The sequence below is a fragment of the Variovorax sp. GW821-FHT06D12 genome (assembly GCF_059419205.1).
On sequence record NZ_JBWKRI010000001.1, the window covers coordinates 939305 to 953873 of the forward strand.

At 69.8% G+C, this 14569-nt stretch carries 19 protein-coding genes; 8 read left to right on the forward strand and 11 right to left on the reverse strand.

Annotated elements, in window-relative coordinates; all coding sequences use genetic code 11:
- Positions 1-63: 63 nt before the first annotated feature.
- Together AC07SQ_RS04390 and AC07SQ_RS04395 are read right to left on the reverse strand one after the other, a co-directional pair.
- A complete protein-coding gene (locus tag AC07SQ_RS04390; protein WP_095747647.1) occupies positions 64-375 on the reverse strand; it encodes a hypothetical protein in 312 nt (103 codons plus the stop codon).
- Positions 376-496: 121 nt separating this feature from the next.
- On the reverse strand, positions 497-1390 hold the full coding sequence (locus AC07SQ_RS04395) for a LysR family transcriptional regulator (protein ID WP_495270632.1): 894 nt from the start codon (positions 1388-1390) through the stop codon (positions 497-499).
- Positions 1391-1478: 88 nt separating this feature from the next.
- Here AC07SQ_RS04395 and AC07SQ_RS04400 point away from each other — a divergent pair, with 88 nt between their 5' ends.
- Positions 1479-2297 (forward strand): NAD(P)H-dependent oxidoreductase, encoded by an 819-nt coding sequence (locus AC07SQ_RS04400; RefSeq protein WP_495270631.1) that lies wholly within the window; start codon positions 1479-1481, stop codon positions 2295-2297.
- A gap of 95 nt (positions 2298-2392) precedes the next feature.
- Positions 2393-2782, forward strand: coding sequence for a DUF427 domain-containing protein (locus AC07SQ_RS04405; RefSeq protein ID WP_062481469.1), 390 nt, complete (start codon positions 2393-2395; stop codon positions 2780-2782).
- Between the two features lie 126 nt (positions 2783-2908).
- Here the strand turns inward: AC07SQ_RS04405 and AC07SQ_RS04410 are convergent, their stop codons facing one another.
- From AC07SQ_RS04410 to AC07SQ_RS04430, 5 genes are all read right to left on the reverse strand, one after another.
- A complete protein-coding gene (locus AC07SQ_RS04410; protein ID WP_095947133.1) occupies positions 2909-3289 on the reverse strand; it encodes a helicase SNF2 in 381 nt (126 codons plus the stop codon).
- Between the two features lie 246 nt (positions 3290-3535).
- On the reverse strand, positions 3536-4345 hold the full coding sequence (locus tag AC07SQ_RS04415; RefSeq protein WP_495270630.1) for an APH(3'') family aminoglycoside O-phosphotransferase: 810 nt from the start codon (positions 4343-4345) through the stop codon (positions 3536-3538).
- A 3-nt stretch (positions 4346-4348) separates the two neighbouring features.
- Positions 4349-4684, reverse strand: coding sequence for an SMR family transporter (locus AC07SQ_RS04420; protein WP_062481473.1), 336 nt, complete (start codon positions 4682-4684; stop codon positions 4349-4351).
- A gap of 114 nt (positions 4685-4798) precedes the next feature.
- A complete protein-coding gene (locus AC07SQ_RS04425) occupies positions 4799-5332 on the reverse strand; it encodes a cupin domain-containing protein (protein WP_495270629.1) in 534 nt (177 codons plus the stop codon).
- Positions 5329-6072, reverse strand: a complete 744-nt coding sequence (locus tag AC07SQ_RS04430) for an NAD-dependent epimerase/dehydratase family protein (RefSeq protein WP_495270628.1) — start codon at positions 6070-6072, stop codon at positions 5329-5331. Before AC07SQ_RS04430 ends, AC07SQ_RS04425 begins: the two co-directional genes overlap by 4 nt.
- 96 nt (positions 6073-6168) lie before the next feature.
- Here AC07SQ_RS04430 and pdxR point away from each other — a divergent pair, with 96 nt between their 5' ends.
- Positions 6169-7590, forward strand: coding sequence for a MocR-like pyridoxine biosynthesis transcription factor PdxR (gene pdxR / locus AC07SQ_RS04435; protein ID WP_495270627.1), 1422 nt, complete (start codon positions 6169-6171; stop codon positions 7588-7590).
- Positions 7591-7593: 3 nt separating this feature from the next.
- Here pdxR and AC07SQ_RS04440 read toward each other — a convergent pair whose 3' ends face one another.
- Positions 7594-8406, reverse strand: a complete 813-nt coding sequence (locus AC07SQ_RS04440; protein WP_495270626.1) for an ankyrin repeat domain-containing protein — start codon at positions 8404-8406, stop codon at positions 7594-7596.
- Between the two features lie 338 nt (positions 8407-8744).
- On the opposite strand from AC07SQ_RS04440, the gene AC07SQ_RS04445 reads away from it, so the two are divergent.
- The 5 genes from AC07SQ_RS04445 to AC07SQ_RS04465 are packed head-to-tail and all read left to right on the forward strand — an operon-like array spanning position 8745 to position 13073.
- Positions 8745-9845 carry a GNAT family N-acetyltransferase gene (locus AC07SQ_RS04445; protein ID WP_495270625.1) on the forward strand — a complete coding sequence of 367 codons (1101 nt, stop codon included), beginning with the start codon at positions 8745-8747 and terminating at the stop codon, positions 9843-9845.
- Positions 9842-10693, forward strand: coding sequence for a PA4780 family RIO1-like protein kinase (locus tag AC07SQ_RS04450; RefSeq protein ID WP_062481482.1), 852 nt, complete (start codon positions 9842-9844; stop codon positions 10691-10693). The genes AC07SQ_RS04445 and AC07SQ_RS04450 overlap by 4 nt, the downstream gene beginning before the upstream one ends.
- A 22-nt stretch (positions 10694-10715) precedes the next feature.
- On the forward strand, positions 10716-11642 hold the full coding sequence (locus AC07SQ_RS04455; protein WP_495270624.1) for an ABC transporter substrate-binding protein: 927 nt from the start codon (positions 10716-10718) through the stop codon (positions 11640-11642).
- 13 nt (positions 11643-11655) lie between these two features.
- Positions 11656-12522, forward strand: coding sequence for a GNAT family N-acetyltransferase (locus AC07SQ_RS04460; RefSeq protein WP_495270623.1), 867 nt, complete (start codon positions 11656-11658; stop codon positions 12520-12522).
- Positions 12519-13073 carry an SET domain-containing protein gene (locus AC07SQ_RS04465; protein ID WP_495270622.1) on the forward strand — a complete coding sequence of 185 codons (555 nt, stop codon included), beginning with the start codon at positions 12519-12521 and terminating at the stop codon, positions 13071-13073. Before AC07SQ_RS04460 ends, AC07SQ_RS04465 begins: the two co-directional genes overlap by 4 nt.
- Before the next feature lie 22 nt (positions 13074-13095).
- Here the strand turns inward: AC07SQ_RS04465 and AC07SQ_RS04470 are convergent, their stop codons facing one another.
- The 3 genes from AC07SQ_RS04470 to AC07SQ_RS04480 all read right to left on the reverse strand — a co-directional run bounded on the left by AC07SQ_RS04470 (position 13096) and on the right by AC07SQ_RS04480 (position 14466).
- Positions 13096-13392, reverse strand: a complete 297-nt coding sequence (locus AC07SQ_RS04470) for a DUF1090 family protein (RefSeq protein WP_487863337.1) — start codon at positions 13390-13392, stop codon at positions 13096-13098.
- Between the two features lie 90 nt (positions 13393-13482).
- Positions 13483-13890, reverse strand: a complete 408-nt coding sequence (locus AC07SQ_RS04475; RefSeq protein ID WP_492727503.1) for a RidA family protein — start codon at positions 13888-13890, stop codon at positions 13483-13485.
- Between the two features lie 129 nt (positions 13891-14019).
- The gene (locus AC07SQ_RS04480) at positions 14020-14466 is read right to left on the reverse strand and encodes a vWA domain-containing protein (RefSeq protein WP_492727504.1); all 447 of its coding nucleotides are present in this window, start codon (positions 14464-14466) and stop codon (positions 14020-14022) included.
- Positions 14467-14569: the final 103 nt, after the last annotated feature.

Sequence of the window (14569 nt, forward strand, 5' to 3'; positions counted from 1 at the left end):
ACCGATCGTCGGCGACTTGTTGACGGCCCTTCACAGCTGCATCCAGCGCGGGCGCCCGGTGACCTAGTCCCACGCAGGAAGCTGCAGCAAGGCATCGGTGGGACGGTCCAGGATGTCGACGCCGGCGAAAGCGGTCCCGCCCGGCAAGAGCCGGGCGTCGCAAATGACTTCCCAGCCGTGGTTTTCAGTGCGCCGGGCCAGGCACACCTCCTCGCCGGCCGCAAGGAGCTTGACGCATTCGCCGACGCTGACGCGCTGTGCGGTGCCAAGGGAAAATTCCGTCGAACCGAACTCCTTCTCCACGACCGGGTGAATGGCGACGAGGTCCACCTTTCCGTCCTTGAAGTGAACCGCGGTAATTGCGTGCTGGGCCATCTTCGACCTCCATTCGTGCAGAGAGAGCCCCGACAGGCCCACGCTTCGACTGTACGCCCGCAGCGGCAAGCTCTGCGTCGTCATGGCGAAAAGCCGATGCCGGCGAAGGGGGCGGCAGACGCTACAAGCTGCGGGCGATCTGCTCGCGCAGCCACCGATGTCCCGGGTCGCGATGCCGCCGCTCGTGCCACAGCATCGCCATCTCGTAGCCCGGCACCTCCAGCGGCGCCTCCACCACGCGCAGCCCCGGTGCGCCGCGCGCCAGGCGCTCGGGCAGCATGGCGACCATGTCGGTGCTGGCGAGCACGGACATCATGAAAAGAAAGTGCGGCACCGACAGCGCCACGCGCCTTATGAGGCCCTGCGCCGCCAGCGCCTCGTCGGTCGGCCCGGCAAAGCCGCCGCCGCTGAGCGACACCACCACATGCTCCAGCGCGCAGAACTGCGCGAGCGTGGGACGGCGCTTCAGGCGCGGGTGCCCTGCCCGACCGGCCAGCACGTAGCGCTCGTGGAACAGCACGCGCCGGTGCAGGCCGGGTGGCGCACCGACGCTGGTGTGGAAGAACAGGTCGATCTCCGCCTGCTCGAGCTGGCGCGCCATGCGCGTCGGCACGGCCTCGACCACGGCCAGCCGGGTGTTGGGCGCGGCCACGCGCAGGCCGGCCAGCGCGGGCAGCAGGATGGCCGACTCGGCGTAGTCGGCCGCGGCCACGCGCCAGGTGGTGGTCGCCTTGGCCGGGTCGAAGGGCTGGCTGGGCGCCACCGCGCGGCCCAGCGATGCGAGGGCTTCGCGCAGCGGCTCGCGCAGTTCATCGGCGCGTGCGGTGGGTCGCATGCCGCGCTGCGCGGGCACGAGCAGCGGGTCGTCGAAGAGCTCGCGCAGCTTGGCCAGCTGCACGCTCACCGAGGGCTGCGAAAGGTTCAGGCGCTCGGCCGCGCGGGTCACGTTGCGCTCGGCCAGCAAGGTGTCGAGCGTGACCAGCAGGTTGAGGTCGATGCGGCTGAAATTGTTCATGGCGATACCTGGCATTCAAACTATTCATTTCCAATATAGCTTGGCAATCCCTAACCTGAGGGCATCTTCACTCGAACCCTTTGACACCGTGAACATCCTGCTGGTCCTTGCCCATCCCGAAGCCGCCTCGCTGAACGGATCGCTCCATCGCTTCATGGTCGAACGCCTCACCAGCGCCGGCCATTCCGTGCGCGTGTCCGACCTGTACGCGATGCGCTGGAAGCCGGCGCTCGACGCCGACGACTTCCCCGCGCGCGACACCGCCGCGCCCTTCGACCCCGTGCTCGACTCACTGCGCGCCTTCGAGGGTGGCACGCAGACTGCCGACATCGCCGCCGAGCAGGAGAAGCTGCTTTGGGCCGACACGGTGATCCTGCAGTTCCCGCTGTGGTGGTACTCGATGCCCGCCATCCTCAAGGGCTGGATCGAGCGCATCTACGCCTACGGCTTTGCCTACGGCGTGGGCGAACATTCCGATACACACTGGGGCGATCGCTTCGGCGAAGGCACGCTGGCCGGCAAGCGCGCGATGCTGGTGGTGACGACCGGCGGCTGGGCCTCGCACTACGCCCCGCGCGGCATCAACGGGCCGATGGACGACCTGCTGTTTCCCATCCACCACGGCATCCTCTACTACCCGGGCTTCGACGTGCTGCCGCCCTTCGTGGTGCACCGCACGGGCAAGGTCGATGCCGCAGCCTATGCGCGCATCACCGGCGAGCTGGGCGAGCGGCTAGACACGCTGTGGACCACCGACCCGATCGCGTTCCGCCGGCAGAACGGCGGCGACTACGAAATTCCGGCGCTCACGCTGCGCGAACACATCGAGCCGGGCCGCGCGGGCTTCGGTGTGCACCGCAAAAACAGCGAATCTGAAACTTTGGTTTTCGAGCCCGGCCGCCTTTAACCACGCCGGGAGCAGGTGGATTCGCGGGAGACTTCAAATCGTCGCGACAACGCAGCAAGATGCGCATCCGCCGATTCGTCCGAAGGAGCTTGTCCATGTTCGCCACGCCAGAACGCACCGTCAAGATTCCGGGCCCCGACCATGCGATCACCATCACGCCGAATCCGTTGCGCGTGGTGGTGTCGGTGGGAGGCCATGTCATTGCCAGCTCGCGCGAGGCGCTGACCTTGCGAGAGTCGCATTTCGGCACGGTGCATTACCTTCCGCGCAAGGACGTGCGCATGTCGCTGCTGGAGCGCACCACGCACGCGACCTACTGCCCGTACAAGGGCGAGTGCGCCTACTACAGCATTCCAGCCGGCGGCGAGCGCTCGGTGAATGCCGTGTGGACCTACGAGTCACCCTACGAGTCGGTCGCGCCGATCAAGGACTACGTGGCTTTCTATCCGGACCGCGTGGGCACGATCGAAGAACGCTGCTTCTGACGACCGCCCCACTCCGTTCGTGAAAAAACCGGCCCTTGCTTTCGCAAGGCCGGTTTTTCTTTCCCTGGCCCGCCGACACCCGCCCCGTAGGGCCGAGTGCGCGCGCCTGCCTGTCAGACCGATCGATTACAGCGGCAGTGCTTCGCCGCGTGCGGCGGCACGGGCCTCGGCGCGCACGCTGGCGCGGTCCAGGCCGCTGGCCAGCACCGGGGCCACGCGGGACGTCACGGCTTCGCTGTAGGGGTTCTCGCTGCGAGCGGCCACCACGGCCTGGGCGCGCACGGCGTCACGGCTCACGGTCGACACGAACACCTGGGCGGGGCCTGCCTCGGCACCGGTGGCATAGGGGTCGGCGCTGTGCGCGGCCACGACGGCTTGTGCGGCGACGTCGGCGCGGCTGGCGGCCGAGGTCAGGCGATGCACGCCTTCGTAGGTTTCAGCGTGGGCGGCACCGGCGACGGCCATCAGGGCAACAGCAACGGCGGAGAGGATCTTCGAGGCGTTCATGGCGGTTTCCTTCTTCAATTCAGTTCAGTAGTACAAGTGTTGGCTTGGATGGTTTGAACCGGTCTGGGGTGGGTCACCGTCCCTCTTCTTGAAGGGCGGCCAACTCGCTCGGAGCCTGTTCATCCGGACCGGCTTTGGAGGCCGGTCCGTGAGATGAATTGTGCGGCGGGATCTAGGTAAAAACCCGCAGCAAAAAGAACCACGGCGTTCCCGAAAAGGAAACAATGCGGCGCCCCTGCGCAGCCATCAGCCCCAGGTCAACGGGTCGAGCCGAAGATAGAAATCGAGCCGACCGTCGTCGGGCGTGTCGATGCCCAACTGCGTGAAGAGCGAGGCATGCGCGGCGCGCGCGTCGGCCGCATCGCGCCAGCTCTCGCGCGCATTGCCCAGCAGCAGCGACAGGTCGACATACCGGTCCGCCGTGCCGAGCCGCCCCACGTCGATGAGGCCCGTGCATTGCAGCGTCTGCGGGTCAACGAGGAAGTTCGGCAGGCAGGCATCGCCGTGGCACACCACGAGGTCTTGCGCTTCCTGTGCCAGCCGGTGCGGCAGGTCGGCGTGCAATCGCGCCAACAGGTGCGGCGGCGGTACCTGCTGCTGGTCGGGGTCGAGGAACTCCGGGTTCACCGCGCCGCGTGCGACCACATCGGCGGCGCGGTCGAACATCGCCGCCAGCGGGCGCGCGAAGGGGCACTCGCCCGCCGGAATCTCGTGCAGCGCGCGCAGGCACCGCGCCATCGACGGCCAGGCACGCAGCAGCTCGGCCGCCGGCAGGTCGCTGGCCGGCACGCCCGGCACCGCGGCCGTGACCAGGCAGGCGCCCTCGGGTGTCACGCGCCAGTCGAGCACGCGCGCGGAGCCGACGTTGTACGGCGCGAGCCACTCGGTGCGCCGGCGCTCCTCGTCGAGCTGCGTGGCGCCCACACCTAGCGACACCTTCGCGAAGGCCGCGCCATCGCTGCGGCGGAACACCGCATCGCCCGACTCGCCCTCGCTGGCCGGGGTCCATGTCGTGCCGGCGGGCAAGCGGGGCAGCAGCTGTTCGATCGTGCCCATGCCTCAGTGCCCCACCGACTTCGAGAACACGTTGACCACCACCACGCCGGCGATGATCAGCCCGAGCCCGACGATGGCCGGCGCATCGAGCGTCTGGCCGAACCAGAGCCAGCTCACCACCGAGATCAGCACGATGCCCACGCCCGACCAGATCGCATAGGCGATGCCGGTGGGCAGCACGCGCAGCGCGAGCGAGAGAAAGTAGAACGACACGGCGTAGCCCACCACCGTGGCCACGCTGGGCCAGAGCTGGGTGAAGCTGTCCGAGGCCTTGAGGAAGCTGGTCGCGAGCACTTCGACGACGATCGCGACAGCGAGGTATGCATAGGTCAGGGTCATCGCCGGACTCTAATCGCGCGCAGTCCGTGCGGCCTCGGTGGCCTTGCGCGATCCGGGGCCGAAGGCGCGTGCGTTTGACGCTCCCTCGAAGCTGTGCGCACAGCACCAGAAGCTTCAGGGCGGCAGCAACAACGGTCCGCAGTGGGTATCGGTGACGAACACCGCCATCAGCTTCGCGGGCTTCACGGGGTCGGGGTTCTCCGCGAACATGTGCAGCGTGTTCGGCGGCTCGAAGAAGGTCTCGCCGCTCTTGAAAGTGCCCACCGGGCCGCCGCCCAGCTGCGAGCGGATGGTGCCTTCGACAATGATCGCGGTCACCGAGCCCGGGTGCCGGTGTGCGGGCGAATAGGCCAGCGGTGGAAAGTCGACCAGCACCGTCGTCACTGACTTGCCGGGCACGTGCGGCAGCGCCTCGCACGACAGCACCTTGACCTGCGTCGCCGGCCGCGCCGTGGCCTCCGACCCCGCAGGCACGGGCGCGGACGCGAACATCGGCCGCGCCACCGCGCTGCACACATCAGCGAACCACTGCACGGCCTCCTGCTGGCCGGTGCGCGGCATCAGCGCCCAGCCGGCGGCGAGCACCAGCGACAGCCCTGCAAGGCCTGCACCGACGGAAGGCATGCGATGCCAGCGTGCGGCCTTCATGACGCGACCTCCTGCGACGACCGCAGTGCCGCATGCCACCCCAGTTCGCGCTTTGCCTTCTCGCTGCTGACCTCGGCGCCGTCTTCCGCGATGTTGAAGATGCCGCCGCGCGCATGCCGCATGGCGAGCAGCGCCGCCCAGGCCGCGGCCTCGACATGCACCGGGCTCGCGCCCTTCGGTGCCGCGTTCGCAGTGCCCGGCCCATGCAGCTGTCCATAGCGCAGCACCGTGCCCGTGAGGCCGACGGCACCCAGCACGCTGCGCTCCAGCGCCGCCACGCCGTCGATGCTGATGCGGCGACCGCCTTCGGCCCCGCGGTCGAGCGGGTCGTCCTCGGTGTGCGGCGTCGGCCCCGGCGCATAGGCCCAGGCGATGCTTTGCGCAATCAGCTGCTTCGCACCGGCCGCCAGCGTCGCCGCCACGAGGTTCCGCGTGCCCTCGATGCGCACGCGCGCATTGCGTACCACCGCCTCGGCCATGAGCGCCGGGTCCAGGTCCCGGGGCAGATCGGTGAGCTGATGGATGACGACCGTGGGCGCGATGCGCACCAGCGCGTCGCGCAAGGCCTGCGCGTCGAACACATCGACGACGACCGGCGTGGCGCCGCGTGCCTCCAGCGCCGCCGCACGATCGGCCCGGCGAGTGCCGCCATGCACCGTGTGGCCGGCCTCGATCAGCAGCGGGATCAGCGCCGAGCCCACGGCCCCGGTCGCGCCCGCCACGAATACCTTCTCGCCCATTGCGTGTCCTTCTTTCCTGCTGGCTGTTCGAAGCCACGAGCTTAGGATCGGGATGCACCAGATGAAAGAACCAAGAATCGTCAAAATGACTGGGCCATGATCGATCCAAAAGACAACGCCCTCCCCGGCATCGACCGCTCGACCGCGACCCCGCTGCATCGCCAGGTCTACGAGCGCTTTCGCACGGCGATCGAACACGGCGTGCTTCGCCCCGGCGACCGCGTGGCCTCGGCGCGCAGCCTGGCCAGCGAGCTGGGCGTGGCGCGCGGCACGGTGGAAGCGGCCTACAGCCAGCTCACGGGCGAGGGTTATTTCTGCGCGCAAGGACAGGCGGGCACGGTGGTGTCGCCGTCGCTGCCGGTGCTGCGGCCGGTGCGCGCCGGCTCACGCCCCGTCGCGGATGCGCCGGCCTTGGCCGGCCCCATCGCCCCACCGCCGCTGCAACTCGGCATCCCGGCACTCGACGCCTTTCCCCGCAAGCTCTGGGCGCGACTGATGGCCCGCCGTGCACGCGCCATGAGTGCGGCCGACCTGTTCTACGGCGACCCCGCAGGCCATGCGCCGCTGCGCGAGGCCATCGCGGCCTACCTGCGGGTGTCGCGCGGCGTGGACTGCCAGCCGGCGCAGGTCTTCGTCACCGGAGGCTACCGCGCGTCGCTGGCGCTGGTGGCGCGCACCTTGCTCGTCAGGGACGACCGCGTGTGGATCGAAGACCCTGGCTACGCCCCCACGCGCGACGTGCTGCACAGCGCCGGCCACCGCGTGGTGCCCGTGCCGGTGGACGACGAAGGCCTGGTCGTCGCGCGGGGCGTGCGCCGCTCGCCGAAGGCGCGCATGGCGGTCGTCACGCCCTCGCACCAGGCGCCGCTGGGCGTGTCGATGTCGCTGGCGCGCCGGCTGCAGCTGCTCGACTGGGCCTCGCGTGCGAAGGCCTGGATCGTCGAGGACGACTACGACGGCGAGTACCGCTACGCCGGTGCGCCGCTGCCCGCGCTCAAGAGCCTCGACGGGCACGACCGCGTGCTGTACGCGGGCAGCTTCTCGAAGGTGCTCTACCCGGGCCTCGCGCTGGGCTACCTGGTGGTGCCCGAATCGCTGCGCGAACGCTTCGAGGACGCGGCGCGCATCGCGTCCAACGGCTGCCCGCAGATCACGCAGGCCACGGTGGCCGACTTCATGCGCGACGGCCATTTCTCGCGCCACCTGAAGAAGATGCGCCTGCTCTACGCGCGCCGCCGCGCCCTGCTGGTCGAGGCCTTGCACAAGGCCTTCGGTGACCGCGTGCGCATCGACCTGCAAGCCGGCGGCATGCACCTGATCGCGCGCTTCGAAGGACACCGCGACAGCGACGTGGTGCTGGCGCGCCGCGCGCAATCGGCCGGACTGAACTGCCAGCCGCTGTCGGCCCGGGGCACCACGACCGTCGAAAGCCAGGGGCTGCTGATGGGCTTCACCAACGTCGCTTCGCCCACTCAGGCGCGACAGCTCGCGACCCGGCTGCGCGCGGCGTTGGGCTGAGGCTCAGGCGCGCAGATCGACTTCAGGCCGCATCGACGACGCGCCGTTCCAGCGCACCTCGAAGCCCGCGCCGCGGAACTGGCCGACCACCAGTTCGCCGACGCGCTGCATGTCGGCATCGCCGCCTTCGGGTGCGCCCCAGAACGCGAGCGAGAGCTGGCTGGTGCGCTTGGCGCGGTTCTGGTCCTGCCGCGTGTAGAAGCAGAAGCCGTGCACGCCGGCCTTCTTGCCGCCGCGCTCGCGAAACGCTTCGGAGCAATCGGAGAAGCCGTCGGACTGCGTGTCGCCCGCATCCTGCAGCGCGACCAGGCCTGCCTGCGTCAGCGCGGCGAACACCTCGGCAATGCGAGCCTCGGCGGCGCGCCACTGCGCGGCGCTCATCTTCACCGGGTCGGGCTCGGGCGGCGGCGGTTCGGGCAGCGCGTGGCCGGTGATGCGCGAGAGCAACTCGGCAACCTCCTCCTCCATCGCGTTCTCCGTGATGTGGTTGCCGTGGCTGTCGCGCACGTCGGGGTTGGCGCCTGCGTCGATGAGCAGTTGCACCGGCTCTGTGGTCGGCGAGAACTCGGCCGCGAGGTACAGCGCGGTGCGGCCGCCGGTGCCGGTGTATTCGAGCGGACTGCCGGCGTCGAGCAGCAGTTGCAGCACGGCGAGGATCGGTTCGAGCTTGGCTTCGTTCGTACCCGCCGCGGCACATTGCAGCGCGGTGAAGCCCTGCTTGTTCACGGCGGCCATGTCGGCACCGGCCGAGATGCAGGCACGCACCGTGTCGACATCGGCTTCGCCCGCCGCGTCGAAGATCTTCTTCGGATTCATGGCATCTCCCTGTTGGTTTTTGGATTCTGCCGCACGCGCCTTGCACTTCACAGACCGCGCGAACCTCGCTACATTCGACGCCTCGATCAACAAACCGGACTGGAGGTGCGCGATGGAAGACACTGCTATTCACTCTCCCTCCCACGTACGGTTCGTCGGGTCGCATCCGAACTGCTGCTGAAGCGCTCTTCGCGCACCCGGTGCCGCTGAAGGCACCACCAGCCAGCCCGTTCGACCCTCGCGGTGTCCTGCCGCGACACGCCGTCCGATTCAGACAACGCCACGCCGGCACACGAGTGCCGCGCGCGGTCCGTTCCCTTTTCGAATCAAGGCTCACCATGCTTGAAACCCGTGCCGCCGATGCGCGGCAGTTCACGACTTCTTCTTTCGATCCGCAGCGGGCGTCCGCTGAAGAATGGGCGCAGGCCCTGGCCTACTGGCGCCAGCGCCACGACGAAGACTTTCCGGGCGAGCCGCAGCCCGACGACGCCCACACCCAGCAGGACGTGCGCCAGCACACGCCGCTGCACGTGGTGCACCGCGCCTTCGCGCGGGACGCACAGGGGCGCATCGTCGGCAGCCTCAACATGGGCGTGCGCCGCGAAGGCTCGCCCGACTATGCGACCTTCGCGCCTTTCATCGACGTGTGGGGCGGCGTGCTGCGATCGCACCAACGCCAGGGCGTGGCCAGCACCTTGCTGCACCGGCTTCTGGCGCTGATGGAGACGCGCGCCCCCACCACCGCGACCTTCAAGGCCCACTTGCCGGAAGGCCGGGCGTTCCTCGCGGCCATCGGTGCGACCGAAAAGCACCGCAGCATCGAGAACCGCATGGCCTTCGCCGGCCTCGACTGGGCGGCGCTCGCACGCTGGCGCGCCGACGCCCTCGCGCCCACGCACGGGCTGCGCCTGGAGATCCACGCGGGCCGCGTGCCCTTCGATCGGCTGGCCACGCTGATGGCGCCGCTGTCCGCGCTGCTCGAAGACGCGCCCACCAGCGCGCTGGAGCGCGCGCCCCTGCGCTTCGAGCTCGAAGGCTTCCACGCCTGGTACGCCGAAATCGACCGGCGCGGCGGCGAGCACTTTCTCGTGCTGCTGCGCGATGCCAATGACGAGGTGGTCGCCGTGTGCGACGCCAGCTGGAACCAGCTGTACCCCGACCGGATGTTCCAGCGCCTCACAGGCGTGGCCCGCCATTGGCGCGGCAAGGGACTGGCCAAGGGCGTGAAGGCGATCATGTTGCAGCTCGTGCGCGAACGGCATCCCGAGGTGGTGATGGCCGTCACGCAGAACGCGGAAGTCAATGCGCCCATGCTCGCCATCAACCGCCAGCTGGGCTTTGCCGCGCACAGGCATGATGGCGCCTACCAGATCGGCACGGAAAGCCTGAGGGCCTTCCTCTCGACCCGCCCCCTGGCTGTGCCGGAGGCGCGCGCATGAAGACACCCCCCAGACTGCAATCCCTCGTCGACGAGGGCCTGATCGACAGCGTCGTGCGCCAGCTCATGAGCGGCAAGGAAGCCATGGTCTACGTCGTGCGCTGCGGCGACGAAACGCGCTGCGCCAAGATCTACAAGGAAGCCGACAAGCGCAGTTTTCGCCAGGCCGTCGACTACACCGAGAACCGCCGCGTCAAGAACACGCGCGAAGCGCGCGCCATGGCCAAGGGCACGAAATTCGGCCGCCAGGTGACCGAGGCCATCTGGCAGAGCGCCGAGGTCGATGCGCTCTACCGCCTGGCCGCGGCCGGCGTGCGCGTGCCCACGCCGCACAACTTCCTCGAAGGCGTGCTGCTCATGGACCTGGTGACCGACGCCAACGGCGACGCCGCCCCGCGCCTGAACGACGTGGCCTTCTCGCCCGAAGACGCGCTGCTGCACCACGCGAGCCTGCTCAAGGAAGTGATGCGCATGCTCTGCGCAGGCATCGTGCACGGCGACCTGTCGGAGTTCAACGTGCTGCTGGCCGAGGACGGTCCGGTGATCATCGACCTGCCGCAAGCGGTCGATGCGGCGGGCAACAACCACGCCAAGCGCATGCTGCTGCGCGACGTGGAGAACCTGCGCAACTTCTTCGGGCAGTACGCGCCCGCGCTGCTGCAGACGCACTACGGCGACGAGATCTGGCAGCTCTACGAGCGCGGCCTGCTGCGGCCCGAGACCGAGCTCACGGGCACCTTCGTGCGCGAGACCGGCCCGGTCGATCTCAGCAACGTGCTGCGCGAAGTGGACGACGCGCGGGCGGAAGAAGCGGCGCGCCAGCTGCGGATGCAAGCGCCGCGACAATAGCGGGCTGACTCCGCCCGCCCCGATGACTTCCAACGCCCTGCCCCAGCGCCCACCCTTTTCGACCGCCTTCCGCCACATCGCCCGGGCTGCGGCCTTCGTGGCACTGGGAATCGGCCCGGCCGCACACGCGGGTGCCATCCGGCTGGAAGACGACCGTGGCCGGGTGCTCGAACTGCAGGCGCCCGCCAAACGCATCGTGTCGCTGATGCCCTCGCTCACCGAGACGGTCTGCGCGCTCGACGCCTGCGACCGGCTCGTGGGCATCGACCGACACGCCAACTGGCCGGCGGCGGTGAAGGGCCTGCCGCAGGTGGGCGGCATGGACGACGCGAACATCGAGCGCATCGTGGCGCTCAAGCCCGACCTCGTGCTGCTGCGCCCGCGCAGCCGCGCCGCCGAAGCGCTGGAGCGCCTGGGCATCAAGGTGCTGGCGCTCGACGCCAAGACCCACGCCGACATGCGCCGCGTGATGGAAACCGTGGCCCGCGCCACCGGCAAGCCGGGCGCGGGCGAGGCCTTCTGGCGCAGCCTCGACGCCCGGCTGAACGCGGCGCGCGCCCGCGTGCCGCTGAACTGGCAGGGGCGGCGCGTGTACTTCGAGGTGCACGGCGGCGTGGCGGCGGCGAGCGAAAGCTCCTTCATCGGCGAGACCCTGGCGCGCCTGGGCCTGGCCAACGCGGTGCCGGGCTCGCTCGGCCCCTTCCCCAGGATGAACCCCGAGTTCGTGGTGCGCGCCAACCCCGACGTGCTGATGGTCTCGGCCCTCGGCGAAATCTCGGCCATGGCGGGGCGCCCCGGCTGGTCGGCCATGTCGGCCATCCAGCGCGGGCGCGTCTGCAGCTTTGCCTCGGCACGCTTCGACCTGATGATGCGGCCCGGCCCCCGGCTCGACGAGGCGGCCGACGCCATCGTGAACTGCCTCGCGTCGCTGGACGCGCCGCGCAACTGATCTTCGGCACGCCATGAACTTCGACATCGTTCCCGCCGCGAACTTCGGCACCGACGAACTCACCGCCCTGTGGAACCGCTCGTACGAAGACTACTTCGTGCCGATCGCGTTCGACCGCGCGATGTTCGAGCGGCACGTGCGGCGCGCCCAGGCCGACCTGGGCCTCTCGCGCGTGATCGTCGTCAATGGCGAGGCCTGCGGCCTCTCGCTCGTCGGCCGGCGCGGGCCGCGCGCCTACCTCGCAGGCTTCGGCATCGCGAGCGCGCAGCGCCGCCGGGGGCTGGCGAAACAGCTCATCGAGGCGCAGCTGCGCGACCTGTCGGCGGCCGGCATCGCGCAGGTGCAGCTCGAAGTCATCGAGCAGAACCCCGCGCGGCAGCTGTACCAGCAGGCGGGTTTCGTCGAAACCCGCACGCTCGAGGTGCTCGAAGGCAGCTTCGAGCCTCGTGCCGATGCTGCCTCGACGACGCCCGACACCGACACGCTCGCCACCATGCATGCGGCCTGCACCGCCCTCTCGCGCCCGACCTGGCGCCGCGAGTGGTCGACCGTGCAAGGTGCGCTGGCGCACGACGGTGCCGTGGCCCTCGGCGCGCCAACCGGCGGCTACGCCATCCTCCTGCCGCCGGCCCTGCCGCTGCACATGCTGCTCGACGCCGCCGCGCCCGACGAAGCCTCGGCCCACGCCTTGCTCGACGCGCTCGCGCAGGCACGCCCCGGCGCGCGCTGGCGGCTGGTCGACGAGCCCGAGGGCAGCCCGCTGCACCGCGCCCTGGCCGCACGCGGCGCCACCGTTGTCATACGCCAGATCGAGATGACCGCGACACTCCAGCCCCAGCCCACCTTTTCTTCCGATTCCTCGCGCCCCGTCCGTTCATGAAGTCCCCCAAGCGAACCTCGTCCACTCCCTTCATCCGCGTGGGCCCCAGCGGCGTGCATGGCCTGGGCGCCTTCGCCACGCGCGACCTGCCGGCCGAAGCCTTCCTCGGCCTGTACGAAGGACGCCGCTACACCAAGCAGGAAGTCGCCTCCAAGCTCTGGGACGACCAGCTCACCTACCTGTTCACGCTGACGACCGGCGAGACCATCGACGGCGCCAAGGGCGGCAATGCCACGCGCCACCTGAACCATTCGTGCGAGCCGAACTGCGAGGCGGTCGAGGAGTACGACGAGGCGGGCGAGATGGTGCTGCGCTTCCAGACGATGGAGGCGGTGGAGGCCGGCGACGAGCTCTTCATCGACTATTCGCTCACGGCCGACGACGGCTCGCCACCCTCGAAGTACCCCTGCCATTGCGGCTCGCCGAACTGCCGCGGGACGATGCTGGCGCCGGTGGAGGCCGTGGCGGAGAAAGACGGGCCGGCCACAGCGGTCGACGCGGCGCCGGCTGTGTCGGACCCGCGCAGGCAACTCAGCGACCTGCCCTGGTGAGGTAGCGGCGAGCCGCCAGGGCTCAGGGCGACTCGCTCTTCACGCTGCGCAGCTGCGCCTCCGCGCGTTCGAGCTCGGTGCGCAGCGCGCGGATCTCGCGTTCCAGTTTCTCGATGCGCGCTTCGCGGCTCATCGGCGCCAGCGCCTGGCAGCGCAGCTGCAGCGCGCTCAGGGTGTCGGCCAGCTCGCGCCGGCGCAGCATCTGGCCGCGCGAACGGGCCAGGGCCATGTCGCGCTCCAGCACGGCTTCCTGCGCCTTGCACTCTTCGGCACTCAAGGGCTGCGCGGCCGGCTCGGTTTGGGCAAAGGCGGCAGGCATGGCCAGGGTCAACGCAAGGGCCAGGAGACGGGGTTTCGGACGCATGCCATACGGTACCCGAACTGCCTGGCTGAACAGGCCTTCAGCCCTTCAGGCTGCAGCTGTTCTGGCGATGCACTTGATCTCGATCAGCCAGTCCGGGCTGCCCAGCCGCGCCACCTGCACCAGCGTCTGCGAGACCTGCGGCTCGCCGCCGAATATCTCGGCGCGCAAGGCGAAGAGCGCCTCGGCCTGGCCGAGGAAGCCGTCGATGTCGGTGACGAACAGGGTTTCGTCCACCACGTCGGCCATCGAGGCGCCGAAGGATGCGAGCACGCTGCGCACGTTGGCGTAGGCCTGCCGCACCTGCGCCGCGATGTCGCCGGCGCCGAGGGTGCGGCCCTCGCCGTCCACGCTCACCTGACCCGAGAGATAGATCGTGTCGCCGACCTGCACACCGTCGGCAATGATGTGCTTGAACGCGCCTTCGCGCACCACGCGGCGGGGAGTGACGGACATGGGGTTTCCTTTCGTTGAGAGCGCGGCAGTATCGAAGGCGCCGCGTGCACAGGCATGCCGTGCAGCGGATGTCCCTGCGCGCTCCAAGTCGATCGGTGGATGCCGAGGCGCGCCCCGCAATCCTGTGATTCAGGCGCTGAGGTAGCGCGCGTCCCACTGCGCGGCCAGCTGCCGCGCCCGGTGCAGCGGCGTGCGGGCGCGCTCGAAGTCCATCACGCAGGCGACGTCCGCCGCGACGGGACGCGCGGGGCTTTCGTTGCTGCGGCCGTCGGTCAGCAGCCAGAGCCAGCGCTGGCGGCTCTCGTGCTTCGCCAGCAGCTGCTGCGCGCGCTGCACGCCGAGTGCCAACGGCGTGCCGCCACCGGCCGCGATGGGCGCAACCCAGTCGTCGTTCCAGGCGCTGGCGCGGCGCGGCGGCAGGCGCAGCTCGACCACGTCGCCGGCAAAGCACAGCAGCGCCACATGGTCGCGCCGCTGGTAGGCCTCCTGCATCAGCGCGAGCAGCTGGCCCTTGGCGCGCGCGAGCTGGCCGTCGTGGCGCATCGAGGCCGAGCAGTCGAGCAGGAAGCAATGCAACGCGCCGCTGCGCGCCTCCTGTGGGCGATGGCGCAGGTGCGCGGCCTGCAGGCGGTCCGCACCGCGGGCGACGAGCGTGCGCGGCCAGTCGAATGCGGTGCCG